The 26,648-nt window shown below is 60.6% G+C and carries 26 protein-coding genes, 1 tRNA gene and 2 pseudogenes; 15 read left to right on the forward strand and 14 right to left on the reverse strand.

Annotated elements, in window-relative coordinates:
• The first annotated feature begins 14 nt into the window (after nucleotides 1–14).
• Nucleotides 15–824 (forward strand): FHA domain-containing protein, encoded by an 810-nt coding sequence (locus AC1KVG_RS11685; protein WP_023903666.1) that lies wholly within the window; start codon nucleotides 15–17, stop codon nucleotides 822–824.
• Here the strand turns inward: AC1KVG_RS11685 and msrQ are convergent.
• Together msrQ and msrP are read right to left on the reverse strand one after the other, a co-directional pair.
• Nucleotides 766–1,422, reverse strand: coding sequence for a protein-methionine-sulfoxide reductase heme-binding subunit MsrQ (msrQ, locus tag AC1KVG_RS11690; RefSeq protein ID WP_481094507.1), 657 nt, complete (start codon nucleotides 1,420–1,422; stop codon nucleotides 766–768). The genes AC1KVG_RS11685 and msrQ overlap by 59 nt on opposite strands.
• Nucleotides 1,423–1,563: 141 nt before the next feature.
• A complete protein-coding gene (gene msrP, locus AC1KVG_RS11695; protein ID WP_115038562.1) occupies nucleotides 1,564–2,532 on the reverse strand; it encodes a protein-methionine-sulfoxide reductase catalytic subunit MsrP in 969 nt (322 codons plus the stop codon).
• Between the two features lie 179 nt (nucleotides 2,533–2,711).
• Here msrP and serC point away from each other — a divergent pair, with 179 nt between their 5' ends.
• From serC to aroA, 3 genes are all read left to right on the forward strand, one after another.
• Nucleotides 2,712–3,797, forward strand: a complete 1,086-nt coding sequence (gene serC / locus AC1KVG_RS11700; protein WP_006451091.1) for a 3-phosphoserine/phosphohydroxythreonine transaminase — start codon at nucleotides 2,712–2,714, stop codon at nucleotides 3,795–3,797.
• Nucleotides 3,798–3,863: 66 nt separating this feature from the next.
• A complete protein-coding gene (gene pheA / locus AC1KVG_RS11705) occupies nucleotides 3,864–5,063 on the forward strand; it encodes a prephenate dehydratase (RefSeq protein ID WP_095574583.1) in 1,200 nt (399 codons plus the stop codon).
• A gap of 122 nt (nucleotides 5,064–5,185) precedes the next feature.
• Nucleotides 5,186–6,502 (forward strand): 3-phosphoshikimate 1-carboxyvinyltransferase, encoded by a 1,317-nt coding sequence (gene aroA, locus AC1KVG_RS11710; RefSeq protein ID WP_481094508.1) that lies wholly within the window; start codon nucleotides 5,186–5,188, stop codon nucleotides 6,500–6,502.
• Here the strand turns inward: aroA and AC1KVG_RS11715 are convergent.
• A complete protein-coding gene (locus AC1KVG_RS11715; protein WP_176341078.1) occupies nucleotides 6,486–6,953 on the reverse strand; it encodes an energy transducer TonB in 468 nt (155 codons plus the stop codon). The genes aroA and AC1KVG_RS11715 overlap by 17 nt on opposite strands.
• Before the next feature lie 361 nt (nucleotides 6,954–7,314).
• The gene (locus AC1KVG_RS11720; RefSeq protein ID WP_168960044.1) at nucleotides 7,315–7,980 is read right to left on the reverse strand and encodes an energy transducer TonB; all 666 of its coding nucleotides are present in this window, start codon (nucleotides 7,978–7,980) and stop codon (nucleotides 7,315–7,317) included.
• Between the two features lie 113 nt (nucleotides 7,981–8,093).
• On the opposite strand from AC1KVG_RS11720, the gene serS reads away from it, so the two are divergent.
• The 5 genes from serS to AC1KVG_RS11745 all read left to right on the forward strand — a co-directional run bounded on the left by serS (nucleotide 8,094) and on the right by AC1KVG_RS11745 (nucleotide 13,642).
• Nucleotides 8,094–9,374, forward strand: a complete 1,281-nt coding sequence (gene serS / locus AC1KVG_RS11725; RefSeq protein ID WP_176341059.1) for a serine--tRNA ligase — start codon at nucleotides 8,094–8,096, stop codon at nucleotides 9,372–9,374.
• 487 nt (nucleotides 9,375–9,861) lie between these two features.
• Nucleotides 9,862–10,878, forward strand: coding sequence for a LysR family transcriptional regulator (locus AC1KVG_RS11730; protein WP_006451085.1), 1,017 nt, complete (start codon nucleotides 9,862–9,864; stop codon nucleotides 10,876–10,878).
• Nucleotides 10,879–11,239: 361 nt separating this feature from the next.
• Nucleotides 11,240–11,329 (forward strand) — tRNA-Ser (locus tag AC1KVG_RS11735).
• Between the two features lie 83 nt (nucleotides 11,330–11,412).
• Nucleotides 11,413–12,885, forward strand: coding sequence for a DUF6538 domain-containing protein (locus tag AC1KVG_RS11740; protein WP_481094509.1), 1,473 nt, complete (start codon nucleotides 11,413–11,415; stop codon nucleotides 12,883–12,885).
• Between the two features lie 61 nt (nucleotides 12,886–12,946).
• A complete protein-coding gene (locus tag AC1KVG_RS11745) occupies nucleotides 12,947–13,642 on the forward strand; it encodes a hypothetical protein (RefSeq protein ID WP_481094510.1) in 696 nt (231 codons plus the stop codon).
• Nucleotides 13,643–14,412: 770 nt separating this feature from the next.
• Here the strand turns inward: AC1KVG_RS11745 and AC1KVG_RS11750 are convergent.
• The 4 genes from AC1KVG_RS11750 to AC1KVG_RS11765 all read right to left on the reverse strand — a co-directional run bounded on the left by AC1KVG_RS11750 (nucleotide 14,413) and on the right by AC1KVG_RS11765 (nucleotide 18,036).
• The gene (locus tag AC1KVG_RS11750; RefSeq protein WP_311238491.1) at nucleotides 14,413–14,709 is read right to left on the reverse strand and encodes a hypothetical protein; all 297 of its coding nucleotides are present in this window, start codon (nucleotides 14,707–14,709) and stop codon (nucleotides 14,413–14,415) included.
• 95 nt (nucleotides 14,710–14,804) lie between these two features.
• Nucleotides 14,805–16,295, reverse strand: coding sequence for a hypothetical protein (locus tag AC1KVG_RS11755; protein WP_311238490.1), 1,491 nt, complete (start codon nucleotides 16,293–16,295; stop codon nucleotides 14,805–14,807).
• 271 nt (nucleotides 16,296–16,566) lie between these two features.
• Entirely contained in the window at nucleotides 16,567–17,055 is a 489-nt protein-coding gene (locus tag AC1KVG_RS11760) for a hypothetical protein (RefSeq protein WP_311238489.1), read from the reverse strand.
• Nucleotides 17,056–17,451: 396 nt separating this feature from the next.
• Nucleotides 17,452–18,036: a hypothetical protein gene (locus AC1KVG_RS11765; protein WP_481094511.1), complete on the reverse strand. Its 585-nt coding sequence runs from the start codon at nucleotides 18,034–18,036 to the stop codon at nucleotides 17,452–17,454.
• A gap of 158 nt (nucleotides 18,037–18,194) precedes the next feature.
• Between AC1KVG_RS11765 and AC1KVG_RS11770 the strand changes: the two genes are divergently transcribed.
• The 3 genes from AC1KVG_RS11770 to AC1KVG_RS11780 are packed head-to-tail and all read left to right on the forward strand — an operon-like array spanning nucleotide 18,195 to nucleotide 21,613.
• Nucleotides 18,195–18,869: a vWA domain-containing protein gene (locus AC1KVG_RS11770; RefSeq protein WP_047128354.1), complete on the forward strand. Its 675-nt coding sequence runs from the start codon at nucleotides 18,195–18,197 to the stop codon at nucleotides 18,867–18,869.
• Nucleotides 18,869–19,678 (forward strand): PP2C family serine/threonine-protein phosphatase, encoded by an 810-nt coding sequence (locus AC1KVG_RS11775; protein ID WP_481094512.1) that lies wholly within the window; start codon nucleotides 18,869–18,871, stop codon nucleotides 19,676–19,678. The genes AC1KVG_RS11770 and AC1KVG_RS11775 overlap by 1 nt, the downstream gene beginning before the upstream one ends.
• Entirely contained in the window at nucleotides 19,679–21,613 is a 1,935-nt protein-coding gene (locus tag AC1KVG_RS11780) for a helix-hairpin-helix domain-containing protein (protein WP_481094513.1), read from the forward strand.
• Nucleotides 21,614–21,638: 25 nt separating this feature from the next.
• Here AC1KVG_RS11780 and AC1KVG_RS11785 read toward each other — a convergent pair whose 3' ends face one another.
• From AC1KVG_RS11785 to AC1KVG_RS11795, 3 genes and pseudogenes are all read right to left on the reverse strand, one after another.
• A complete protein-coding gene (locus AC1KVG_RS11785) occupies nucleotides 21,639–22,481 on the reverse strand; it encodes a hypothetical protein (RefSeq protein WP_323514259.1) in 843 nt (280 codons plus the stop codon).
• Nucleotides 22,482–22,625: 144 nt separating this feature from the next.
• Nucleotides 22,626–22,772: pseudogene (locus AC1KVG_RS11790) on the reverse strand (DUF4236 domain-containing protein); the annotation flags it as partial.
• Nucleotides 22,773–22,861: 89 nt separating this feature from the next.
• Nucleotides 22,862–23,248 carry a helix-turn-helix domain-containing protein gene (locus AC1KVG_RS11795; protein WP_184517034.1) on the reverse strand — a complete coding sequence of 129 codons (387 nt, stop codon included), beginning with the start codon at nucleotides 23,246–23,248 and terminating at the stop codon, nucleotides 22,862–22,864.
• A 111-nt stretch (nucleotides 23,249–23,359) separates the two neighbouring features.
• Here AC1KVG_RS11795 and AC1KVG_RS11800 point away from each other — a divergent pair, with 111 nt between their 5' ends.
• The 3 genes from AC1KVG_RS11800 to AC1KVG_RS11810 all read left to right on the forward strand — a co-directional run bounded on the left by AC1KVG_RS11800 (nucleotide 23,360) and on the right by AC1KVG_RS11810 (nucleotide 25,180).
• Nucleotides 23,360–24,220 carry a hypothetical protein gene (locus AC1KVG_RS11800; RefSeq protein ID WP_481094514.1) on the forward strand — a complete coding sequence of 287 codons (861 nt, stop codon included), beginning with the start codon at nucleotides 23,360–23,362 and terminating at the stop codon, nucleotides 24,218–24,220.
• Nucleotides 24,220–24,609, forward strand: a complete 390-nt coding sequence (locus tag AC1KVG_RS11805) for a class I SAM-dependent methyltransferase (RefSeq protein ID WP_323514023.1) — start codon at nucleotides 24,220–24,222, stop codon at nucleotides 24,607–24,609. The genes AC1KVG_RS11800 and AC1KVG_RS11805 overlap by 1 nt, the downstream gene beginning before the upstream one ends.
• A 70-nt stretch (nucleotides 24,610–24,679) precedes the next feature.
• Nucleotides 24,680–25,180, forward strand: coding sequence for a hypothetical protein (locus AC1KVG_RS11810; protein WP_323514022.1), 501 nt, complete (start codon nucleotides 24,680–24,682; stop codon nucleotides 25,178–25,180).
• Between the two features lie 16 nt (nucleotides 25,181–25,196).
• Here the strand turns inward: AC1KVG_RS11810 and AC1KVG_RS11815 are convergent, their stop codons facing one another.
• From AC1KVG_RS11815 to AC1KVG_RS11825, 3 genes and pseudogenes are all read right to left on the reverse strand, one after another.
• Nucleotides 25,197–25,490 carry a hypothetical protein gene (locus tag AC1KVG_RS11815; RefSeq protein ID WP_481094515.1) on the reverse strand — a complete coding sequence of 98 codons (294 nt, stop codon included), beginning with the start codon at nucleotides 25,488–25,490 and terminating at the stop codon, nucleotides 25,197–25,199.
• Nucleotides 25,491–25,661: 171 nt separating this feature from the next.
• Nucleotides 25,662–26,270, reverse strand: coding sequence for a hypothetical protein (locus AC1KVG_RS11820; RefSeq protein ID WP_323514020.1), 609 nt, complete (start codon nucleotides 26,268–26,270; stop codon nucleotides 25,662–25,664).
• Between the two features lie 126 nt (nucleotides 26,271–26,396).
• Nucleotides 26,397–26,648: pseudogene (locus AC1KVG_RS11825) on the reverse strand (site-specific integrase); the annotation flags it as partial.

The raw sequence follows: 26,648 nt of genomic DNA on the forward strand, positions 1-26,648 counted from the left end.
CTAGGCTACGGCGGGTGCGCGATCTGCAAGTTCATTTCACTCACCGGCAGCAGCCGGATCATTCTCTCAAGCCCGGCGTCCACCGGATCGTCCGTCATGCCTCCGGCAGCGTGCGGGTGGTGGACGATGCGCAGGGCGCGTTGCTGTTGGCGCAGTTCTGCCTGGACCAGCGCGGCCTGTGGCTGCAGGTGGCCAACGGAATCCGCGGCATCCATGTCAACGGACGCCCGGTACGCCGCATGGCACTGCTGCGCCCCGGCGATGCGATCTACGCCGACGGCGTGGAGATGCTGCTGCGCAGTGCGCCCTCGAGCGCGCCGGCCAACGACGTGCCAGAGGACGACGCCGGCCTGAGCGAGGTCTGCCTGTTGTTGCGCGGGCTGGGTGGTCGTCATCACGGGCGCAGCTTCACGCTGGATCGCTCACGGCTGGTCGGCAGCGACCCGGCCGCAGACATCGTCATCGACGACCCGGCCTTTGCCGCGCAACATGCGCGCCTGGAACGCCACGGCGACCGCGTGCTGATCCGCGATCTGGGCTCGGAAGAAGGCAGCTGGATCAATGGCGTGCAGGTGCGCGATGGCTGGCTGCAGGCCGGCGACCAGGTCGTATTCGATGCCCGCCACCGGTTTGTCGTCGAGGTGCCGCGCACCCATCACGGCACCACCTGGGATATCCCCGACACCGAGCCGTTGCCGCCGCCGCGCGCCACCACCGAACCGACGCGTGCGCCGGTCAAGGTCGCGCGCTGGCCGTGGCTGCTGCTCAGCGCGGTGTTGCTGGCGGCGGCGCTGAGCGCCTTGCTGTGGTTCGGCGCGCGCTGAGTTTTTTCCAGACCCGCCAGCCCAGCAATACCGCAAGAATCCCGGCGTACAGCGCCGGTTCGCGGATATCGGATTTCACCAGCCACCAGAAATGCAGCACCGCCAACAGCCCGATCGGGTAGATCAGCATGTGCAGGCGGCCCCAGTTGCGCTTGAGCCGACGCATCCAGCCCTGGGTGGAGGTGATCGCCAACGGCACCAGCAACAGCCAGGCGGTGAAGCCGACGGTGATATAGGGCCGTTTGATGATCTCTTCGAAAATCTGCGTCCAGAAGCCGCGCAGATCCAGGCTCAGGTAGGCCGCCAGATGCACGCTGGCGTAGAAGAATGCGTACAGCCCGAGCATGCGGCGGAAGCGGATCAGTACCGCCTGGCCGGTGAGCTGGCGCAGTGGCGTGACTGCCAAGGTGATCAACAGGAAGCGCAGCGCCCATAGCCCGGTGCGGTGCTCGATCTCGGCGACCGGATCGGCGCCCAGCGCATCGCTGCCGGTTTGCCACACCTGCCAGAACTGCCAGCCGAGCAATGCGATCGGCGCCAACGCGGCCGCATGCAGCAGCGTCTTGGCAGCGATCAGGGAGGTGGATGTCTTGGCCATGCGATCTCGAAGAGGGGAGCGTGCTGCGCGGGTGCCATGCATGCATCGTAGGAGCGCACCTGGGCGCGACGGGCATTACCAGGAAAGCCCGTCGCGCCCAGGTGTGCTCCTACGATAGGTCGATATCAGATCGTTTGTTGCCTAGAACCACTTCTTCAAATCCATCCCCGCGTACAACGAAGCGACCTGATCCGCATAGCCGTTGAACGGCTTGGTCGCGATGCGCTCGGCGAACAACTTGCTGGCGGTGCCGGCGATACGGCGCTCGGTCTTCTGGCTCCAGCGCGGATGGTCCACCGCCGGATTGACGTTGGAAAAGAATCCATATTCGGACGGCTGCAGATCGTGCCAGGCGGTCTCGGGCATCTTCTCGACGAAGCGGATTTCCACGATCGACTTGATGCTCTTGAAGCCGTACTTCCACGGCACCACCAGCCGCAACGGCGCGCCGTTCTGCTGCGGCAGCGGCTTGCCGTACAGGCCGGTGGCCAGCAAGGTCAGCGGATGCATCGCTTCATCGATGCGCAGGCCTTCGCGATACGGCCAGTTGATCGAGCGGTAGCGTACGCCGGGCATCTGCTGCGGGTCGGCCAGCGTGGTGAACGCCACGTACTTGGCCTTGGAGGTCGGCGCAAAGCGCTTGAGCACCTCGCCCAGCGATACGCCGGTCCACGGAATCACCATCGACCAGCCTTCCACGCAGCGCAGCCGGTAGATGCGTTCTTCGGCAGGGATGCCCTTGAGCAATTCGTCCAGCGACAGGCTGCCGGGCTTTTCGCACTCGCCGCTGACCTTCACCGACCACGGCGACAGCTTCAAGGTCTTGGCGGCCTTCGAAGGGTCGGTCTTGTCGGTGCCGAATTCGTAGAAATTGTTGTAGCTGGTGACGTCTTCCAGCCGGGTCAGTTCTTCGGCGGTACGGAAGCCGCTGCGCGCTTGCGCCGGCGTCACCACGGTCTTGGGCGGAGGCGGCGGGTCGGCCTCGGCGCACCCGGCCACGCCCAACGCCGGGGTCAGCGCGAACAGCTGCAGCAGCCGGCGCCGGTCGCGGTAAACGGCCTCATCGGTGATCTCGCTGGACGGCGTCTTCAAGACATCGCGAAGGGACATGGCTCGCTCCTGACAGTGGCTGCAGATGAGAATAACGGACCACGGTGACGGTGCTGCCCATGGACGCTGCAACACCATACGTCGGCGTCGGTGAGAAGGATGCAGCTGCAACTTTTCTGCAACGCTGCCAAGGCCGATGCGCTGCGGCATACTAGAAGGCTAGCTCGACAAGGTGTGCCATGACACGCGCGTTCAATTTCAGTGCCGGCCCTGCGACATTGCCGGAATCGGTCCTGCGGCAGGCGCAGGCGGAGATGGTCGAGTGGAATGGCGTCGGCGCCTCGATCGTGGAAATCAGCCACCGCAGCGCCGATTTCATGGCCGTGGCGGCCGCGGCCGAAGCCGATCTGCGCACCCTGTTGTCGATTCCCGACGACTATGCGGTGCTGTTCACCGCCGGTGGCGCCACCACCATCCAGGCGCTGCTGCCGCTGAATTTCGCCGCGCCCGGTCAGGCCGCCGATTACGTGATCAGTGGGCACTGGGGCAAGACCGCGATCAAGCAGGCGGCCCCGTATGTGGATGCACGGATCGCTGCCGACGGCCAGGCGGAAGGCTTCACCGATATCCCGCCGGTGGCCAGCTGGACCTTGTCGCCGCACTCGGCCTATGTGCACATCACCGCCAACGAGACCATCCATGGCGTGGAGTTTCGCGACACGCCGGATGTGGGCACGTTGCCGTTGTTCGCCGACTTCAGTTCGTCGATCGCCTCCGAGCCGCTGGACATCTCGCGCTACGGGTTGATCTACGCCGGTGCGCAGAAAAATCTTGGGCCGGTCGGCATCTCGGTGCTGATCGTGCGGCGCGACCTGCTGGAACGTGCCGGCCAGCCGCGCGCGGATATCTTCAACTACGCCTCGCACGCGGCCCGCGATTCGATGCTCAACACGCCGCCGACCTGGAACTGGTATCTGCTTGGCCTCAACGTGAAGTGGATGCTGGAGCAGGGCGGGGTGGCCGAGTTCGCGCGCCGCAATGCCGAAAAAGCCGCGCTGGTGTATGGCGCCATCGATGGCTCCGGCGGCTTCTATCGCAACCTGATCAAGCCCGCCGTGCGTTCGCGCATGAACATCCCGTTCTTTCTGCCCGATGAGCAGCTGGACGCGTTGTTCGTCAGCGAATCCAAGGCGGCCGGCCTGTTGGCATTGAAGGGGCACAAGGCCGTCGGTGGCTTGCGTGCCTCGCTCTACAACGCGATGCCGGTGGCAGGCGCGCAGGCGCTGGTGAGCTTCATGCACGACTTCCAGCAGCGGCACGGCTGAGTCTTCTCTTCGACCGCGGCAGCTGCCGCGCAGGCGCATGCGCCGTTATTCAAGGAATGCCCAGCGATGGCTCCCAAGTCCAACAAGCCCACCACCGCGACTGGCGGCAAGACCAAGCCGGCGAGTAAATCGGTAGAGAAATCTGCGGAAAAAGTTGCAGGCAAGCTTGCAAAGCCGGCGGTCGCCGCACCGGTACTGGCCGACGTGCGCGCCAAGATCGACCAGATCGACCGCACCATCCAGGAGCTGATTGCCGAGCGCGCCAACTTCGCCCATCAGGTCGGCAAGGCCAAGGGCAAGCTCGCCGCAGCGGTGGATTACTACCGGCCCGAGCGCGAGGCGCAGGTGCTGCGCATGGTGGTGGACCGCAACGAAGGCCCGCTCAGCGACGAAGTGCTGGTGCACGTGTACCGCGAAATCATGTCTGCGTGCCTGGCCCAGCAGGAACCGTTGAAGATCGGTTATCTCGGCCCGGAAGGCACCTTCAGCCAGCAGGCCGTGCTCAAGCATTTCGGTCGTTCGGCAGTGGGCCTGCCGATGGCGACCATCGAAGAAGTGTTCCAGGAAGTAGAAGCCGGCAACGCCGATTTCGGCGTGGTGCCGGTGGAAAATTCCGGGCAGGGCACCATCCAGGTCACGCTGGACATGTTCCTGACCTCCAACCTGAAGATCTGCGGCGAAGTCGAGCTGCGCGTGCACCAGTACCTTCTCTCGCGCAATGGCCGGCTGGAAGATATCGAGCGTATCTACGCGCACTCGCAATCGTTCGCGCAGACCGCCGGCTGGTTGCGTTCGCACCTGCCCAAGGTCGAGAAAATCGCCGTCTCCAGCAATGCCGAGGGCGCGCGCCGGGCCCGCAATGCCGAAGATGCCGCGGCGATCGGTGGTGAGAGCGCAGCACACGTGTATGGCTTGAAGAAAGTCATCATGAAGTCGATCGAAGACGACGACGACAACACCACGCGCTTTCTGGTGATCGGCCGGCAGATCTTCCCCTCGTCCGGGCACGACCGCACCTCGGTGTTGGTGTTCATCCACGACAAGCCGGGCGCATTGTTCGACGTGCTCAGCCCGTTCGCGCGGCATGGCATCAGCATGAACCGCATCGAGTCGCGTCCCTCGCATCAGGCCAAGTGGGAGTACGGCTTCTTCATCGACCTGGCCGGCCACGTGGAAGACGAAGCGATGAAGCAGGCGCTGGCCGAACTGGAAGCGCACTCGGCGCAGATCAAGGTGCTGGGCTCGTATCCGGTGGCGATTCCGTAAGCGCTTTTCCTCTAAGCCGGTAACAGCTGGCGCGCCGCCATCTGCAAGGCGACGGCGCAACCACACCCTTCTTCAAAGCGCAGCGCCGTGCATGGCGATGCCGCAGCAATCGGATCACACGCATGAGCAGCAGTACGCAACATTGGATCGCGCAGCGCGGCAGCGCATTGCAGGGCAGCCTGGCCATTCCCGGCGACAAGTCGGTCTCGCATCGTGCAGTGATGTTCGCCGCCTTGGCCGACGGCATCTCGCAGATCGATGGCTTTCTCGAAGGCGAAGACACGCGCTCCACTGCGGCCATTTTCGCCAAGCTCGGCGTGCGCATCGAAACGCCGTCGGCCTCGCAGCGCATCGTGCATGGCGTGGGTGTGGATGGCCTGCAGCCGCCGAACGAGGCACTGGACTGCGGTAACGCCGGCACCGGCATGCGCCTGCTCGCCGGCCTGCTGGCCGCGCAGCGCTTCGACAGCGTGATGGTGGGCGACGACTCCTTGTCCAAGCGCCCGATGCGGCGCGTGACCGGCCCGCTAGCGCAGATGGGCGCACGCATCGACACCGAAGAAGACGGCACGCCGCCATTGCGCGTGCATGGCGGGCAAGCCTTGCATGGCATCGACTTCGTCTCGCCGGTGGCCAGCGCACAGGTCAAATCCGCCGTGCTGTTGGCAGGGTTGTATGCAAAGGGCGACACCTCGGTGATCGAGCCGCACCCAACGCGCGATTACACCGAACGCATGTTGTCCGCATTCGGTGTGGAGATCGATTTCTCGCCAGGCAAGGCGCGTCTGCGCGGTGGTCAGCGTCTGCGTGCGACCGATATCGCGGTGCCGGCGGATTTCTCCTCGGCGGCGTTCTTCATCGTTGCCGCCAGCATCATTCCCGGCTCGGACGTGGTGCTGCGTGCGGTGGGTTTGAATCCGCGTCGTACCGGGCTGCTCGCTGCATTACGGCTAATGGGCGCGAATATCGTCGAAGAAAACCACGCCGACCATGGTGGCGAGCCAGTGGCCGATCTGCGCGTACGCTACGCACCGTTGCAGGGCGCGCAGATTCCCGAAGCGCTGGTGCCGGACATGATCGACGAATTCCCGGCCTTGTTCGTGGCTGCGGCGGCGGCGAACGGGCAGACGGTTGTGACTGGGGCGGCCGAGTTGCGGGTTAAGGAATCCGATCGTCTGGCGGCCATGGCCACCGGGCTACGCACGCTTGGCGTGCAAGTCGACGAGACGCCTGACGGTGCGACCATTCACGGCGGCAGCATCGGTAGCGGCGTGATCGAAAGCCACGGCGATCACCGCATTGCGATGGCGTTCGCCATTGCCGGTCAGCTCTCGAACGGCACCGTGCAGGTGAACGATGTCGCCAATGTCGCGACCTCGTTTCCAGGTTTCGATACCTTGGCGCAGGGCGCCGGGTTCGGGCTCAACGTTCGGACGTAAATTCGACCGGCACCTGCACGCTGCTGACAACCGCGTGGCCGTCGCGCGTTGCAGGTTCAAAGCGCCACTGCCCCAGGCTCTCCATCACCGCAGCATCCAGGCGCGGGTCGTCGCTGCCGCTGCGATCGACAATGGTCACATCGCTGACCTGGCCCTGCACATCCAGTTGCAGACGCGCGGTGCGGCTGCCTTCGATGCCTGCTTGCGCAATGTCGGCTGGATAGCGCGGCATCGCGTTACCCGGTAGCGGCTTGGCTTCTTCGCTGCTGACTGGTGTACGCGCCGGCTGATGCGCAATCATGGTCATCGCACGCGGGCCTTCGGAGGTCGGCAGGATCTGGCGGCTTGCCGCCGGCAACGGGCGCATGTCCTGCGCAAACGATTCGTCGCCATGCCGCGTCCACCACCAGGTCGGCAATACCACCAGCACCGCCAGCAGGGTGGCCCACAACCACGGCGATGCGCCATCTGCATCGTCTTCGCGCACACGCTCACGCACGTGCGCGGCCTGTTGCGGCAGCGATTGCGTCTGGTGTGAAGAAGGATTCGAGGTGAAGGACATGGCCGGCCTCCTGGCGCATCTGTGGGATGACACGGCCAGTCTGGTCGGCGCTGCCTGAGGGGGAGCTAAGGCAGGGCGCCAATGAAGGGCTAAAACTCGGCAGGCGTTCAGCTTTGTCGAACTGGCAAATCACCCGTGCCGGTGCCGGATTGGTGCGCCCGGCAGACCAGATACCGATGCATGCGCTGATGCGTCAACGCTTTGCGCGTGGCCATCTGATGACCATTTGCGACGGTTCTGTCCGCAGGTCTTACTGCGCAGGCTTGAACTCGAAGGGGATATCCACACTGCCGGCAATCGGCTGGCCATTGCGCTGCGCCGGGTGGAAGCGCCACTGACGCACCGCTTCCATCGCGGCGCGGTCCAGATCGCGCGAACCGCTACGCTGCACCAGTGTCACGCCGCCGGGCTTGCCCGCTGCGTCCACGTCCACCCGCACCACCACATCGCCGGCATCGCCACGACGCAACGCGGCCGAGGGATAGCGCGGCGGCGGCATCTGGCCCTGCATCGGTACCGGGCGATCGCCGCCTGCAGCTGCCGCAGTATTTGTGGGTGCTGTGGTGCCAGGGGCTCCGGGACCTGCGTCTTCGGGCAAGGGCGTCGGCGCGGGTGGGGCAGGCGGCGCAGTGTCCACCAGGGTCGGGGTTTCTTCGGTCGGCTTGGCCTGCGGCATGTCGCTGGCGCCGTCCTGGGCCGGCAGCGGTGCGGGTAGCGGCTGGATATCGTCGGTGGCTGGCGCACCTGCGCTCGGCTGGGCCGGCGAGGCCTTGTAGAAGTCGTCCTTGCGGCCGGTGGCCCACACCAACAGGAACAACAGCAGCCCGGCAACGAAGGCGATACCGGCAATTTTCAGGGTGTGGCGGGGCAGACGTAGAACGATCTGGCGATCGGACGCAGGGCGGGGCGCGGGCATAGGGCTCACCTGAAGGATCGGGTCAATTCTGGCATAGCGGCGGTGAATCGATCGCAGCAGGTGGCGGAACAGGCGATAATCTCGCGCTTCCTACTGACTCACACAGACTTCCGATGCTAGATCCGGCCCTGCTTCGCCAACATCCCGCCGACCTTGCCGAGCGCCTGCGCAGCACGCGCAGTTTCGCCCTGGACACCGCGGAACTGGAGTCGCTGGAAGGCGAGCGCAAGCGCATCCAGGTGCGCACGCAGGAGCTGCAGAGTCAGCGCAATTCCAAGTCCAAGGCGATCGGGCAGGCCAAGGCCAAGGGCGAGGATGTCACTGCGCTGATGGCGGAAGTGGCCGGGTTCGGCGATGAGCTCAAGGCTTCCGAAGACGCGCTGGATGCGATCCGCGCCAAACTCGAAACCATCGCGCTGGGCCTGCCCAATCTGCCGGCCGACGATGTGCCGCACGGCAAGGACGAGAGCGAGAACGTCGAGCAATCGCGCTGGGGCACGCCGCGCCAGTTTGATTTCGCGGTCAAGGATCATGTGGAACTTGGCGCGCCGCATGGCTGGCTGGATGGCGAAACCGCCGCCAAGTTGTCGGGCGCACGTTTCACCGTGTTGCGCGGGCCGATCGCGCGTCTGCATCGCGCGCTGGCGCAATTCATGCTCGATCTGCATGTCGGCGAGCATGGCTACGAAGAGACCAATGTGCCCTTGCTGGTCAACGCCGAGTCGATGCGTGGCACCGGGCAGTTGCCGAAGTTCGAGGACGATTTGTTCCAGACCGAAGTGGGCGAGTCACGCCGCTATCTGATCCCCACCTCGGAAGTGCCGCTGACCAATATCGTGCGCGACGAAATCGTCGATGCCGAGCGCTTGCCGCTGCGCATGACCGCGCACTCGATGTGTTTTCGCGCCGAAGCCGGCAGCGGCGGCCGCGATACGCGCGGCATGATCCGCCAGCATCAGTTCGAAAAAGTGGAGCTGGTTACCGCCTGCGCGCCGGAAGACAGCGATGCCGAGCATCAGCGCATGACGCGCTGCGCCGAGGTGGTGCTGGAAAAACTCGGGCTGCCGTATCGCAAGGTGCTGCTGTGCACCGGCGACATGGGGTTTGCCGCGATCAAGACCTACGATCTGGAAGTGTGGCTGCCTTCGCAGGACACCTATCGCGAGATTTCGTCGTGTTCCAATTGCGGTGATTTCCAGGCGCGGCGCATGCAGGCGCGCTGGCGCAATCCGACCAGCGGCAAGCCGGAGCTGATGCACACGCTCAACGGCTCGGGTACCGCCGTGGGCCGCGCGATGATCGCGGTGATGGAGAACTACCAGAACGCCGATGGCTCGATCGATGTGCCCGAGGTGCTGCGCCCGTATATGGGCGGGATCGAGCGGATCGGCTAAGCGCGGCTGACAAAAGCTGCTGAAAGCGGGCTGCGCTCATCGCCAGGCGGGCGCGGCCGCTGCTCGGAAGCAGCGAGCGCCACGCGTGCACGCCACTTTTGAGCAGGATGTCCGTACTCACCGACGAGTGCTCGCTACGTTTTGCTAGCTACTCCAAGTGCCGCTGCCGGTACGACCGTGCAGCCGACAGATGTACGCGACCTGGCCGCTTCCAAAACATTGAAGAAAACGGGGCCGTCACTGGCCCCGTTTGCGTTTTTACGTGACGAGCTCATGCGCTTCGTCTGTGCAGACCACCTTGCGGATCCTGCGGGTGCGACCCAGTTGGCGCCAACGCCGGTGCGCTGCGCGCTTTCGCGGCAAGACGAGAGGTCCTCGACGCCAAGCACTCCATATCCCGGAAGCTCGCCAGACCGGGAGCCCGATGCGACCGCGGTCGTTGCCCTGTTGGGATAAAGGTGCTTAAATATCACTTATCGTTCTATCCATGGATACCTGCGCCATGCACGACCTGAATGACCTGTACTACTTCGCGATGGTGGTGGACCACGGCGGCTTCGCCGCGGCCGAGCGTGCGCTCGGGATCCCCAAGTCGCGCCTGAGCCGGCGTATTAGCCAGCTCGAAACCGACCTGGGCGTGCGCCTGCTGCAGCGCTCCACGCGCCGCTTTGCGGTGACCGACGTCGGCACCAGCGTGCATCGCCATGCCCAGACCATGCTGGCCGAAGCCCAGGCCGCGCGCGAGGTGGTGGATCGTCTCAGCGCCGAGCCGCGCGGCCTTGTGCGTGTGAGCGTTCCGGTCTCGCTGGCGCAGATTCAATTACCCAAGCTGTTGCCGGAATTTCTGACCAAGTATCCCAAGGTGCGGCTGCAGCTCAATATCAGCAACCGCCGCGTTGATGTCATCAATGAGGGCTACGACATCGCACTGCGCGTGCGCTCGCGGCTGGACGACGACGGCAGCCTGGTGATGCGCAGCTTCGGCCAGGTGCAGGAATTGCTGGTCGCCAGCCCCAAATATCTGGACCGCGCCGGCCGCCCCAAGGACCCCAGCGAGCTGGCCAACCACACCACCATGAGCACCAGCGAAGACGAAGCGCATCAGCGCTGGGAACTGCACGGCCCCAACGGCGAGATGCGCCGCGTAGACCTGCAGCCGCGTCTGGCCGGTTTCGATTTCCCGCTGCTGCAGTCGATGGCGCGCGATGGCTTCGGCATCACCATGTTGCCGGAGACCGTGTGCGCCCAGGCGGTGCGCAGCGGCGAACTGGAAGTGGTGCTGCCGCACTGGTCGCTGCCGCAAGGCATCTGCCACGCGGTGTTCGCCTCGCGCCGCGGCCTGCTGCCGGCGGTGCGCGTGTTCATCGATTTCCTGGCCGAGCACCTGCCGCGCGAGATCGAACGCTCGCGTCTGGATTGCGGCGGCAACTGCGCCGAACTGGCCGAAAAGCTCAAGCGTGCCGCCGGCACTGCACCGCGCCTGGCCGTGGCCGAAGCGGGCTGAGGGTTGCGCCTGGTCGCCGAGGCCGGCTGACACGCGATTCGGCAGTCAGCTCGTTTCTCGGTAGTCAGCTCGCTTCAACGTTCGGCAGGTTGCATCCTTGGTCGGGTGCTCGCGGCCGGCCGGTAACATGCAGTGGCCTGCCGCGAGTGACGGCGCAGCAGGCTGCGCCAGCCAAAAGCAGTGCGGTGCAACCAAGCAAAGCGCGCCCGGGCATGCGAGAATGCGCGCCCGGGAGCGATCCCGGGGGTGGGTGACACCGCACAAGTGGTGGTCACCATCAGCGTCACCCGCAAAGCGCGTGGCGCCTGCGTGATACACCGATGCCATCGGCGACCACGCAGAGCAGAATCAAAGCAGCATCGGAGAGATGGCCGAGCGGTTGAAGGCACCGGTCTTGAAAACCGGCGAAGGGTCAAACCTTCCGTGGGTTCGAATCCCACTCTCTCCGCCAGTCACGTCTAAGTTATTGATTTTAATCACTAATTTTTTAGGCGAATTGATTGGAGGCAGGAAGCATGCAGAGGAAAAACTCGCATGCGCATCCCTCATCATTTGAGCCGGTCGTCCACCGGCCGCTGGTCGTTCGTCCAACGTGTGCCCGTCGATTTGCAAACCGTGATGGGCTGCCGGCTTATCAAACGCACCTTGCAAACTAAGGACTTGCCGCAGGCTCACGTGCGTGCGGTCGTGCTGGGAGCGGGCTATGCTCGGCTCTTCGCACAGTTGAAGGATCAACGCGTGACCAAGCTCAGCAAGTCGGACGCGGATCTGCTCATTGCGCGTCTGACGAGCGCAGAAAATCTTCAGGACCTGACGCTCAACCGCACACGCCAGCCCGATGGGGTGGTGACGGAGCAGTGGCAGATCGACAGCCCTAAGGACCTGAAGCTCTATCGGCAGTTCATGGAACTGGAAGCGATGGCCGGCGCTGCCTTGCAGGCTCGGGCCCGCCCGGGTGCCGTGCCGACCATGTTCGGCTCCGCCCCGCACCCCAGCTCAGTAAAGCAGGCTTCTACACCGGCCATCGAAACAATGACGCTGGGCAAAGCCCGTGACGCATTCCTGGCGACGCTCAAGGGCTCGACGTTGCCCAAGACCTACACGATCAAGAAGACGGCCATCGAGGCGTTGGTGGCGTTCCTGGGGCCGATGATGAAGGTCCATGCCATCACCCGGTCAGACTTGGCGCGTTGGTATCAGGACATGCGGGAAAAAGGTGCATCTACGCCGACGCTCACGAATAAGCAATCCTATATCGGCGGCAAGGGCGGGTTCTTCGAATGGGCCATGGCGTCAGGCCATTACCCGCGAGGCGACAACCCCGCCAGTGGCCACGTGAGCTACTCACAGCGCGAGAAGCGGGCCCGGAAGAAGTTGGGTTTCAAAGCGTATGACCGTGCACAGATCCAGGCCCTGTTCGCGCCAGAGGCGCTTGCTAAGCTGTCCGAGTCGGCCCGCTGGGCATCAATGATCGGGCTTTACACGGGAGCCCGGGCGTCGGAGGTTGGTCAACTCCTCATCAAGGACGTGTTCGAGGAAGACGGCATCCCATGCATCCGGATTTCGGACGAGGGAGAGCATCAGAAAGTGAAAACGGAGGTCAGCATCCGCACCGTGCCCCTCCACCCCGAACTGCTGAGGATAGGATTTCTGAGGTGGGTCGAGGGGAAGCGCAAGGCAGGTGAGACGAGGCTGTTCCCGGCGGCCAAGGCCACGGCGGTGAACGGGCAAGGCAACTGGATCACCAAGGCCTTCAGCCGGCATCTTGCTGAAGTTGGCAAGGGCTGGGCGCCGGCAAAGCGTGGCTTCCACTCGCTCCGGAAAACATTTATTCAAGAGCTCCAGGGCGCCGGGGTCGTGTCGGAACTTCGCGCGCAGATCGTTGGTCATGAGCTCGATGACGAGCATCATTCGACCTATAGTCGTGATTTCACAGCCGTGGAGAAGCTCAGCGGACTCGGTGCGCATTCGCCGGGTTTAACTTCCCTTGCCTGGGGATTGCAATGATTTCGTCCTGGGCATTTTGTCTAATACATGTAGTGGTCATTAAAAATGGAAGTGCGAATCTATGGTGGTCAAAGTGGCAATGCGCCGCCTATCCGCGGCAATAAAAGTGCTCTCTGGGCAATACATCGCAACTCCAACGAGTGCGGCAAATACGTGTCTTGCACGTAATGATCTTGAGAAACGCCTCAAGAGAGTTGAAGATCAACTGATTTCGGTCGAGCAGAGGCTTGAGGTGGCGGATGCCCCCCGACTGGCCACTGTTCCCTCACTTTTTAACTTCTTTGTGTCCATGTTTCTGGTTTTGCTGCTGACAGGCGTTTTTTTACTCAGAGATACCAAGGACTTGGCGGAGTACTTCTCTTATGTAATGCCGGTGTTGGCCGCCCTTATTGGGGGCGCGGGTCTATACTTCACACGTGTTGAGCGAGTTGCAGTCTGGATGGGATTTAAGGTCCCGTTGAAATATGACGCGATTTGCTATGCGCTTTCTGTTCTTTTTTTGATTGTCGGAGTTTGTTGCTTCTTGATTTATAAAGAGAGGCTGGCTGTGGCGGGAATGGCAGTGGTGGTTCCACTTGCGCTTATTCATGCGGGGACTGGTCTATGGGTTCAAGCTGGCAGCAAGAGTAAGTCGCGATTTGCATTTTGGTTTTGGATTTTTTTGACAATTACCCTGGCCGTTACTAGCTTCTACTGGATAGGATGGATAGCTGATGCATTTGGCCTGGTCCCAGATGGTTCGAGCCGCTCGCCCTAGAGCGGTTCAGTTACCGGAGTGTCAAAAGCTTAATCAAGCCTGCAATAGGGATTGTCAGAATAGATAGCACCACAAATTCGGGTGATCCAAGAAATTTTGTGAGAAATGACCGCATCCTTTGAGTTGTTTTCATTTCGTTGCGCTGCTGGGAGGTTTTTGCATCCTGTCACATGTCTGTGCTTTGTCAAATCTGATCTTTTGGAGGATGAATGTCGATCGATTCTAGAATAAAGGAGTCTCGCTGCAGGAAAGCGATGGCGTCTGCAAGGCGAATCAAAGAAGAGATTTGCTCTATTGAGAAAAAATCTACTCAATCGAACTGGGAAAGGGCTCAGATAGCTCGCCTCTATCGAAGGCTGGCGGCAGCGGAGAGGAGTGCGTCTCTATGCTGTCGGGATCATCTCCTTGAGGAGTTGAAGGAAATATTGGATGGCAAGCCACAAGTTGAAAAGCGGAAGCGAAAGATTTAGAAATTATTTTAGACTCTTAGCGCTTTTCTGAGTGGTGAAAGCATTCTGAGAGCCGGTTGCGGGGTCTCATCGCCTTCTTGCGGCCTGCGTGCAGCGCCCAGGCGTCGGGGCGCGAGTTGGTCCTGACCGTGGACGTGGGGTATCCGGATCGGGGTGGACGTGATTGGTCAAGAGTGTATGAACGCTGTTGGCTTTGGCTTGAGAAGCCGTATCTTGGCCCTTGATGAATATCGTCAGGGCAATTGAACGGTAGCGAGTCCGATGGCTAACGGATGCGGGTATTGGACTAGTGACAGCGTTTTACTGAGTCAACTGCGCATACCTGACAAATAGGAACATCGGCAGCCCAGTCAGCAGTGCGAAGGCCCCGAACGCGCCGAGCAGCGTCATCAGCGTCATGACCCACCATTGCCACCAAGAGAACCCGGTGTCCCTAGTCTGAGCAACGTCCGCATCTGCGTGCATAGCAAAAACCGCTTTCCTGCTTGCGCGTTTTGCCACGAGCGGCCAGCGAAGAATCCGAGCTATCTGAGCAACGACAAATTGTTCTGGTTCGAGCGCGTGGCGCCATTCGCGCCCGGAACGCAAGATGCGCATGGCGAGTGAGAGAGGCGCGAGCTAGTTTGGCGCAGCCCTCTACTCTCACTTGTTTTAGAACTGTGAATGCTGCTTTCCGGAGAGATTAATGGGAATTACTGACCCGATGTCATCGGGAATCGAATCCTGAGGCGTTCCCTCAAATTTTTCCATTCGCCCTCAAACATCGCGGCCGCCGGCCCCTCGCTGGATAAGTTGGCTTCGTTCAAAAACTGTGGAAAAAGGTAGCCATTAAAGCGCTGAGAGGCTTTGTTCGTGAAGATATGCAACCCATGCTGGCTGACGGAGTCGACTACCCGTGGCAATGCCGCGCATCCGACAATGGCAAATGGGTAACGTTGCGAGATGCTGGCATCCATCCCGCGCTCGCATAGCTCTTGCTCCACGAGGCTGGTAAGGGTATCTACTGCCTTCTGGCCAAATAGGATCCAGTCTTCAAGGGTGACAATAAGGGAATAGATAGGCCCATCAGGCAGATTGATTCCTGCGCCGCCTGACGTTACGTCGATGATATTTCGGTAGTTCTGGACTACGGCTTGCGCCAGGCGCTTCAGGCCATGCTCCAAATCGCCAGGGCTAGCCGCAAGCTGTGCCGAGATGGGCATCCTCATGGTCTTGCATTCCACGAAGACGGTGGTGGTCGCGTCTTTGAGAATCCAGTCGCTACCGTGTCGCTGGGAACCGGCCACGGTGTAGGGGGCAGGGCGCTCGGCGGTCGTCGTGCCAGTGAGGTGATCAAAGCAGTCGCCCACCAAATCCTCGAATGCATCTCCGTAGGCTTGGGCAAAGCCCTCCGCGTTCGCAAGGTCATAAAAGAGTCCTGCGAGTAGTCGCTTGCCCAGAAGTGACGGGCGTGGACAGGAAAGCCTAGTCGGGGCGTCGGATCGCAGCAGAATTAAGGGTTTCACCGCTACAGGATTAGGGGTGTAGTCCCAGGACGAGTCATGACGTGCATCCAGGAGGCAGCGGTTACGCAACAGCTTGGGCGTGGCGCTTATCGCAGCTACCCTTGCTGTCACTGCCGCGACGTCCAAGTCGAGTGCGGTCAGCTGTGACAGCAACGGGACTTCATAGTTGCTCATGAAGAGCGCTTGCGTGGCTCCGGCGAAGAGAAAGTAATCTTCAGATGTTAGGCCCAACGCGTTGTAAACGACGTCGGAGAGGCGACCACGCTTGTAGAGAGACCAGTAGCGCCCAAGATATGAGGATCCGAAGCGATCGAAGTGAGGCAGCTGTTGATGCCCGATACGGTGCATTGTGGTCCAGATGTCTAAGTCACACTTTGCTTTGAAATCGCTGTAGCTGCGAATAGCGTTATGGAGTGTGCCAAGGTCATTCCAGTCCCGTAGCGAGCGGCGCGCGCCTTTCGAAGCACCTGCGTGAAGAAGCACCTCTCTGAGGTAGAGGTCCAGGTAGAACTCCTGGACGCTCGGCTTCATTTGATTTTGAAAACCTTGCCGCGAGTGCGCATACTCAAATGGGAGGTTGTATCCATAACCGACATGTAAGCTGTATGCCCAGATATGAATGATGGAATCTCGCAGCCCATAGGAAGAGGCAATCTTGGCAAGCTGGTTGTAGGTCACATCTGGCCTCCTTCGGTAGGCTCATATTGTCTCTCTACCTGTTCGAAATGAGGCTGGCGCAACAAATTAATGGCTGCGGATTGGCAGTCCTCGAACGTCTAATAACTGACAAAGATGGGCTTTCTGTGATTCCTCTGCAGCGAGTGATTTTCCGAGTCTCGGCTTCTTTGTTGCAGGCTTATGGCGCAGTCAGTATAAGGGCCGATGCGAAAATTCTGCTCATGGGATTCTAGTAGAACCTGCCGCCAAGGCAGCAGGTACCGATTAACTACTATTCTTTGCTAAACAGCGGGGCGTCGCCAATCAGCTTGCCGGTCCGACGTTCTTGCAGCCAGACGTGGTAGACAGGATACCTTACTTTCGCGGACCAAGGGACTAGGTCATTGGCGACTGCAGTGCCATCCGGAGCAATGCAATACAGTGCGTCCGTGTCCCCGTAAATGTGCCCCCAGATTCCGATCAGGCTACCTTCGCCAACACTGATTGATCCGATGACTTTAGATTCCGAGTTTAAATCCAGTGGGTGAGGAACGCGAATTTCCCAGCCGTATTTCGAGTTCACAGCCAGCACTTCCGAATTCGCGAGCATGGTCATAACACCAGTTCTATCCCCCGTCAGGGCCAGCACCTTCGGCACCACATTTTCCGCCGTTCCTACCAGGCTGCATCGCAGCCACCACGCATCGCGAGCGTAGAGCAACGTCCCTTCGGGCAAAAGTTCAGCTTGAGCGGGATAAAAGACATCTGCGGGAAAGCTCATTACCATCTCCTTGGCAACCCCGGCCAGTCCAGGGCCTATGTAAATCCTAGCACTTTGTGGGAAGCTCCTGCATAGAGGGGGGCTAGTTCCTGTCAGTAGTAGGCTAGCGAGGCACAGCAACAAGCAATACATCCCGCTGGAACTGTGAAAGGTCATCCGTACTGCAGAGATGTTGGCTGTCTGTTTGCTGCGCGCTTACCGTATGCTCAGACAGTGCTGCCACCGGTGACTCGGCCAGCTGCGGAGTAGCTGACTTGGAAAGTTCCGGAGCTCTAGGCCTTCTCGAAGCGGCTGGTGACGGTGTGTTGGTGCTTCGCTTCACTCAGCAGGGTGAACGCGCCGAGCAGGATGAGCAGAGTTATTTGGCGACTCTTGAGTCATATCGAGGGCGTGTCCTCAGAAGCCCTTTAGCTTGCTCTTGGGCAAACGCTTGAGAGCAATCTGCTGGTCACTGACCCTGACCTCAGCAAGTGGTCCTTTCAAGGCTCCGAGCTGTAAGGCACCAGATTCCCCGATGGTTAACGAGCTCAACCTGGACGACTGCTTGGCGTTTCGGTCGTAAGCAATGGCAATGAGGCCGTGGGCATTGAATACCAAAGCGCTGGCTCCAATAGCCATGCAGCCAGCGGAAGCCTTCTTCGCACCGGCGTCCACCATGACGAAGCGAAATCCTTTGAACGTCATGTCCGCACTGACGTGCCATCCCGCGTTGATAGCCGCCTCGGCCTCAGGGGACGGGTTGGGCAGCGACGACAGAGGGCATCGCTCGTCGGCCTGCAGGGGGTGCTTTACCGGCGGCAGCTGAGTGGTGGGCACCAGCCTCAGGGAACCGACGCGCTCGGTCGAAAAAGCAGGGGTTCCTGCATTCAACGGAGGTGTCACTGATGAGTTCGCTGCGGTTTCTACTGTCGTCTTATCTGGCGCGCTCTCTACATCAGCAGTGCGAAGCGCTAGCGCTGCCGCCATGGTGAGGATAATCACTGCAGAAACAGCTAAGGGAGTCCAATCCGCAGTTTGTTGCGGTGCCCAAGCTGGCAATGAGGTAGGGGTAGGGCGAGTCACCATGGCCCATCATAGATTGGGTTGATTGGCGGAGCTATGATGGCGCTTCAAGCCAATGGACAGGGAGATCCAGCGTAATGAACGATTTTGAACAGGTGCCTTTTGGCGCCAGCGATTTTGCGGAGAACCCAGAGAACCGGTGCGCCTGCCTGCTGCTGCTGGACACCTCAGGTTCCATGAGCGGCAAGCCCATCGAGCAGCTCAACGCGGGCCTGCTGCAGTTTCAGGAAGAACTGAACTCGGACTCGCTCGCTGCCAAGAGAGTGGAGGTCGCCATTGTCACGTTTGGCCCAGTCCAGACCGTGACCGATTTCGTCACGGCAGATAGCTTCTATCCTCCCGTGCTGTCGTGCACTGGGGACACCCCGATGGGCGCAGCGATTGAGCAAGGCTTGGAGATGGTTCGGCAACGCAAGGAGATCTACAAAGCCAACGGCGTTTCCTACTACCGACCTTGGGTGTTTCTCATCACCGATGGTTCGCCGACCGACGCATGGCAACGCGCTGCAGCTTTGGTCCGGGAAGGGGAAGCAACGAAGAACTTCCAGTTTTTCGCGGTTGGCGTGCAGGGGGCAGACATGGACACTCTTGGCAAAATCTCGTCGCGCGCACCGCTGCATCTGAAGGGGCTCCAATTCAAGGAACTCTTCAAGTGGCTGTCCAATTCCATGAGTGCGGTGTCCCGTTCGACCCCTGGAGATAATGTGCCTCTGGTCAACCCCGCTGCCCCGGACGGCTGGGCCAGCGTGTAATGGATCTCCAGGATTGGCGCGTCGTTGCGGCCTCATCCATTGGCACATCCCACACCAAGTTTGGAACGGACTGCCAGGACGCCTATGAACAGGAATTCTTTCCAGAGCACGGCACCGTGCTCTTGGTGGCGTCGGATGGTGCGGGAAGTGCATCTCAATCAGAGACCGGTGCGAAGCTAGCGACGTCGGAGATTCGGGACTGTGTGCGCAACCACTTTGAAGACGGCCATGGCGTTGAAGAGATAACGCGGGACGTGGTCTTGAACTGGCTCGCCGGCGTTACGACCCGTATTGCGCACAGGGCTGTGGCCGACGGGTTGGAGGTCAGAGAGTATGCCTGCACGTTGGTGGCGGCCATCGTCTCCCCGACGCATGCATGCTTCTTCCAGGTGGGCGACGGGGCCATTGTTATTCGCCCTCGCGGCGATGATTGGGCCTATGTGTTTTGGCCCCAGCACGGGGAATACATCAACACGACCGTCTTCGTCACCGATCCGGCTGCCGTGTTGAACGCGGAGTTCTCCTGCAATGTGGGCGCGGTGGATGAGGTCGCGGTGTTCACCGATGGCATCGAAGCATTGGTGCTCCACCAGGCCACGCAAAGCGTTCATTCGCCTTTCTTCGACAAAATATTTGCTCCCGTTCGCGCGTTGGAAAGCCTGGGCTACAGCGAAGAATTGTCCTCCAAGCTGGAAGCTTATCTTGCCTCGCCGGTGATCTGCGAGCGGACGGACGACGACAAGACGCTCCTGCTTGCCAGTCGGCTGGCGAAGCTACCAGACGCACCGGCGTCAGTAGAGGACGCCTAAGTGGTCTCAGCTGCTCTGGTTGGTAAATCCGGACCGGTTCGGCTGGGAAAGCAACTGGGCAAAGGGGGAGAGGGAACGGTCTTCGAAGTCGAGGGGAGGCCGGACTCGGCTGCCAAAATCTATTTGGCTGCGGTAAGCAGTGAGAGAGCCGACAAGCTGGTGGCCATGGCTGCTCTTCGGACCGCTGCGCTGGATCAGCTCACTGCCTGGCCTACTGACGTGCTGCGGCAATCCGATGGCAAGGTCTGTGGCTTTGTCATGGCCAACCTTCGCGCATCGAAGGACATTCATAAGCTTTACAGCCCCAAAAGCCGCTTGGCGGACTTTCCCCAGGCAGACTGGAGGCTAGTGGTTCGTGCCGCCTTGAACACTGCGCGAGCATTCTCGGTTATCCACCAAGCAGGTCACTTGGTTGGGGACGTCAATCACGGCGGTGTGCGGGTGTCACCGGATGCGACCGTGAAGCTGATCGACACGGACAGCTTCCAGATTTCGCATCAAGGGCGCACCTTCCTCTGTGAGGTCGGCGTCCAGGACTTCACACCGCCCGAGCTCCACGGAAAGGCCTTCAAACAAGTCACACGAACCGCCAACCACGACAACTTCGGCCTGGCCGTCCTGATTTTTCAGATGCTCATGAATGGTCGGCATCCCTTTGCTGGCCGATACAGTGGGCCGGGCGATATGCCCATCGAAAAGGCGATCCCGGAGTTCCGTTACGCCTACGGCAAAGACACTGCTCGGACACGTATGAGCCCTCCGCCGCTGAGTGCGTCGCCGGCCGCAGCGTCGCCTTGGGTTGCAGATCTGTGGGAAAGGGCGTTCGGCACCGAGGGAGCTAAGCCGGCTGGGCGTCCCAAGGCAGAGGATTGGGTTCAAGCGCTGACCAGGCTGGAGCAGCATTTCAAGCGGTGTTCTTCCAGGCCGTCCCACTTCTATTTTGATGGACTGTCTGAGTGCCCATGGTGTCCAATTGAACGCGCCGGGATTTCGCTCTTTGGCGGTGCAGCGGTCGTCATCCCCAAGCTGGCCTCCGGTCCCTTCAACCTGGGTGCGATTTGGCGAGATATCACGACAGCAGTGTTGCCACCCATGCATGCGCTGCCTCAGGTGAAGGCAGTGCCTGCCAATCCCCAGATTCAAGCCTTGGGCAGCCGGCGCACGTTCTGGAAAACGACCGGTTGGCTGGTGGGGCTGCTGATTACGGTGCTTGGCATTGCACTTTCTGCAGTGCTGGGCCCCGTATGGGCGTGTCTGGGGTGGGTGATGGGCGCATGGGTCAACAGCCGTGGCCGTTCGGACTTGGCACCACTGGCGTCCGGCTATAAGCAAGCGAAAGCCCAATACGACGGGCTCGTCGCTCGATGGAAGCAAGAGCAAGCGGACACTCAGCTTCAAGCGAAGCAGAATCAGCTTCGCCCTCTGCGAGATGAGCATGCCGGTCTGCAGGCGGAACGAGAAAGGCGCTATCGAGCGCTGTCCAACAATCGCGAACAGATCGCACGCAAACAGTTCTTGGACCAGTTCGAGATTGAGCGAGCCACTATTCCGGGCATCGGGGCGGCGAAGAAAGTCATGCTGGAATCGTTTGGCATCGAGACGGCAGCAGATGTGAATCGCAATGCGGTTCTAAACGTTCCAGGGTTTGGGCCAGCGCTGACCGACCGCCTTATGAAGTGGCGGCAGGAAAAAGAAGCACGATTCCACTTCAACCCGAACTCAGCAATCGATCCCAGGCAGGTCGCGGATCTAGATCGAACCATTCAAGCAAGAAGGGCCCAAATCGAGGCAGACCTGGTGGCCGGCCGCAGTGCCATTCTCCAGATGCGACAGGCCGCGATGGCTCGTCGCAGGTCTTTAGAGGAAGCCATGAGTGCCGCGGTGGAAGATTTCTCACAGAGGACAGCAGACGCTAGGGCTGCCGGGGTTCTTTAAAAGTCATTGCTGACAGAGGCGATCGCTAGGGCAGCTCTCTAGGCATGACTCGGGATAGGCCCTCAATGGCTGAGGCGAACCCAGCGGCTGATCCCAGACGAGAAATCTGTAGTAGCTCGTTGAGGCCGGTGTCGCTGCGCAGGGCGACCTCTTCGTATTGGCATACCGGCAGCTCCCGATTGTCCTTGAAGCGGCGGTCAGGGCCTCCTTTCTTATTGACGTAACGCCATGTCCTATCCACAACCGTTGCATCACGCGGAACGCTGCCATCCTCAATAAAGCGAGTGGATGACACCAGCACCTGTAGCTCTTTGTAGCCCACCGCGCCAACGCCATTCGCGTCGTAGATCAGAACACGGTCCGGGAAAAAATGGAGTGCCTGGGTTCCGACATTGACGGCGATGGTCTTGATGTTCGTTTTGACAAATGGGGGCGGTGCTGAAGCAAAGCGCGTCGGCTTGCGCTTAACAAGGGTTCCAGCCCCAGCGTGGTATTTCCGGTCGAAGACCTTGGCGTGGGAGGACACGTGCCACGTGGCATAAGCGGAGGCCATGGTTTGGGCTCCTGCGTGGAGTGCTTCCAACGCCTTCTCCATCGGCTCGTCCAGCTCATACATCAGAACTACCGTCTTCCGGAGTTGGTCCTTCAAATGCGCTGCGATAATGCCTCCCACGCTCAAGAGAGCCAGCATAACCAGCGCCCAGTCCGGGGCTTCGTTGCCAGTCGCAATCAAAAGCACCAGTGCCGAAACCACGGCGACGCCTGGCCAGATACGCCATCTCTTTTTCTTTGCATTGAGCTCTTCCAGCAATGCTTGGGAGGACGAGTCCACAATCGTGGTCGCGTCGGCCGAATCTATGTCGACCATCGGGCCATGGGTGCGCGAAATCTCAGGCGATTGTGGGTTTGAAGGCGGGGAGGGCTGGGCGCCAGAGACGGGGCGAACGGAGCCGCGTGGTGTCACCGGGCGAGGACGTGTGGCTCCCGAAGGGATGGTTGCGCGGTAGTAAATGCCGCGTGCGCCCATATGCACGTAATTACCCCGCGGACCAGTTCCGACCCGGAGCCCCTTGATTCCGGCCGAGACGCCAATCCCGCCCTTCGACAAGTTGAACCGCAGAGGTCCAACCCTCACGCTTTTGCGCAGATAAAGTCCCATGCTCAGGCCCCCCTAGGCCTCCGTGCCAGATGCTTGTATAGCATGTGACTCCACTGCAGTAGCGGGTTCGGGGCGCCTCGATGGTTCCGCTATTCGTCAGCGTTCGGCATCAATAGCTTTTGGACGCGCGCAGCACGCACCTTGGGCTCCAGCTTAGATAGCGCCACCAAGACCTTTGCCAGTTGGTCTTGCTGAGTATGGCTCTGCTCCCCCAATGCCATGATCGCGTCGGCCATGCCAGGGGTGCCAGCCAGTAAGAAAGCAGGCGGCACTTCTAGCGCTTCTGCCATCTCGAACAATGCCTCGAGGCTGATCGACATGGCTCCGGATTCATATCTGGATATCCGCGCTGACGCTGTGTCTTTGTCCAGGCCCATTCGCATCCCTACCTCGCGCTGACTCAGGCCCCGTCGTTCGCGGGCTTGGCGCAGGCGCGCGGCCACGATCTCCCGAGGGGCGGGAGTGGCGGGCTTCACAGGCTGAATCGATGCAGTGCAGGCATGGAAAGAGCATGACGGAAGCCTTACGCCACGGGTAGACTCTACGTGACACGTAAGTTTGTCGCAACTTGGCGCAAGGAGCAGGGCATGAAGAAGAAGTGGGCTGCAGTCACGGGCGCGTGCGTCCTGGCAGCAAGCATGGCGGTGCAAGCGCAGGACAGGGGAAATCTTCTTCAGCAGCTTGGGCGGGCCATCACCGGGGCTCCGCAGGCATCGACGGACAGAGGCAAGAGCCCGTATCTCGATCCGCAAGGAACCTACTGGGACCTCGACCAAGACGAACTGGCAGGCGGGCAACACATCCGCGCTGGGTTGGCATCTACGGCCTCGGCGGGCTACCACACCTGTGATGCGAGGCTGATTGCGTCGACGCGGTCCAGCTACCGGTTGAGCAAGACCGAGCGCGAGAGGTGTTTGTATGGCGAATGGCTGATCGATACGAAGCGGAACGGGCCCAATGGCATCACCGCTCAGGAGCCGGAAGCCATTGAGCGCAAGTATGGCGCGGCTTTTGATGCGCGGGCCGAGCGCTTCCGTGGCATCCAGCGTTTTGCCGTTCGCCCCAACATCGTGGACCAACCGTCCTATGACCGGCAACGCGGCATCTTGGACATCTACGTGCCGATTCCCTGGATAACCGGGTTTCAGGTAGCCGGTATCACGGGCGAAGGCTTTGTCCCGACCAGTGCTCGCAGTGAGCGATCTGTTTGGACGCCCGAACATGCCGGGCACTTCCATCTTCCAATCCGCATGAGCGAAAGCGAGGCAACCGGATTGTTTAAGCAGGGCAGGGACGCAAAAGACGATCTGGTCGTCTTTAAGGTGAAACGCGTTTGGTTGGAGAACGGAGGCCCGCGCGCCGAGGTGGATGTCGAACGCGTCCAGGTGGGTTACCGAAACGAGGTCATCGGCGTGGACCTGACCAAACAGAAGAAGGGAGAGTCGTGATGCGGACCATTCAACGTGTTTGGATTTCGGCGTGCTTCTTGGCGTTGGGCTTGTCGGCCTGTGGTGCAGAGCATGCGCCGAACAAGGAGGACGCTGTCAAAGCAGTAGAGCGATTCTTTACTGAGCAGGGGAGGCAGGCAACGCTTCAGCGGACTTGGCGGTTCGAAGTCAAGGAAGCGAGCGGGCTGGAGATCGCCTGCACAAAACTGCCCAACGGTGATCAGGACTGCCGGGTCTCCGGGACCGTCGATGGACTGGGCTTCATTGGCGATCAGCCCACGACGCCGAAGGCCAAGGAAATGCGCTTAAAGATGACGATGAAGTTCCGGCCGGCGGGCGAAGGTTGGGAACTGGTCGACGTGACCGATAACGGAACATCTGCGGGCTGACCCTCGACCAACCAGTTGCCATGCGGTTGCCGTGACGCCGTTTGGTCTTGCTCCTAACAGAGGAAAAGAAATGAACCACCAAGCGAACTACCCGCGGCTTTATGCGCCGACCGGGCCGGCTGCCATGATCCTGCCCTGCGTCATCCTCGGGCCCTTGGGCATGCTGTTGTTTGGAGCAGGCCTCGACGCTGTCTTCAAGACCCAACAGCTGATGGGCTTGGTTTACTGCGCAGGTGGGCTGCTTATCGCCGGCTTCCTGGCGTTCTGCCTGATGCTGCACATCCGCGCCCAGCAGGTCTGGGCTTGGCATGTCAGGACCGGTCGCATTCCCTACTTTCGCAAAGGCGGATTCCTGAAGGGGGCGCTCGTGGGCGGCGGATTGGGGCTTGCTATCGTCTTCGGCTGTGCCGTGCTTGGCTGGAAGTTTGCGGAACACCCTGTCTATGGTGAGCTCGCTATCGGGGCCTTTTACCTCGCGTTCCTCTGGGGACTCCCTGTCATCGTGGTGCCCACTCTCATCGTGGGCTGGGCGAAGCGGGCGTGGGATCGCTCCGCGGTTCCACCAGGTTGACGTTTAATCTCACTTCTCACGCAATACGTGCTGCTAGCGTAGTTCCGCCACCCGGATAGTAAGCGTCTTTGATCCAGAGCTGAGGGGGAACTTTGTTGGTCACTCCCCCACTTAAACTCGTAACTTCCACCCACTCGATTCTCCCGCCAAGTATCAGTTCTTGCCCGGTTTCTTCGTCATACAAGGAGAAGGGCAAGGCTTGATGAGTGACATCGACAATCGCCCAGACAATGATTCCCGGGTCACCTTGCTCAAGCAACGCCACATCAACGAGTTGGACAGCGACTTCATAGCCATAGCCTTCGTTCACGAGCTCCCAGTAGATCTGGAGACTACCGCCGTCAGCTGGGGCCCATATGTTGGCTGGCAAGTCCCGGCCGGGGTTCTCGCTGGTGTCTGAAGCGCCAGGGAAATCTGGATATGTCATGTCTTCTTCCTCAAATAAAGCGGGACGGAGGAGATTCCGTTACGCAGCGTTGGCTTAGGCCGCCGTGAGCGAATAGCCCGTCCACATCGAGCCAGTCACGATCAGCGAGCCGCCTTCCGGGACCTCGGTTTCGGTGAGGCTCAGCTCTTCTTGCACCAATCGCTGGCCCTTGTAGGTGAACTGGGAAATGACGGCCACATACATGCTGGTGCGGAGGTCTTCCAGGAATAGGCCCCCTGGCCAGATGACCTGCGCTTCATAGATCGCATCGCCACCACGGTAGAGCGTGGTTTCAGCGCCGATGCTGAAGTTGTTGACGACACGAACTTCGTTGAGGACTAGATCGTCTGGGCTATGGTTGATTACAGCGCCATTCGCGCGGCGGTCCTGTGACACCACGCCGTCGATCGAGAACGAAGCCGAGGTCTCCGAAAAGCTCACTGGCTTGGTCGAGGTATCCAGATTGCTCGGGTTCGTGGGATCGTTGGAGTAGCGGGCCTGCACGCTGAAGTCAGGCGGGATGTCTACTATCGAGCTGCCACCCGGGGGCGGTGCAACGACTTGCCAAGCAATGGTTGCCAGAGTTGGGTTCCTGATGGGCTTCTGAAACAGTGCGAGGCGAACGGTCTCGTTGGTCTGGTTGATCAGGGTGATTTTCGACATGTATCAAACTCCTTTTGGTCGCAGGGAGAAATCCTATGTTCGCCATTAGTGCAAAACGAATTAGGTAGCACAAGCTAGGGTTCCGCTCTTTTGCGATCTGCTTCGCTTTTTCTGAGGCTGGAAGAGTCACCCGTAACGGGCAGCCCCATGCGTGCGCACAAGCACCTGGTCGCCCATAAAGCGTGGCAAGGTCAGCCCATCACAGGAGATCTTATTCAGCGATTTTTCTAGGCTCCTCATCCGACAACTTGGGTAAAAGAACCACGTAAAAGCCGGGAAGTGGCGCTCTGACGCTCGGGCCAACTCCCTTTTATCAGCCCAGCTGATGTCAGCATCCATCAAGCGTTCTCCGAAGGTCTGGCGTAGCGCTGAAAATCT

The organism is Xanthomonas sp. NCPPB 3959 (genome assembly GCF_056675575.1).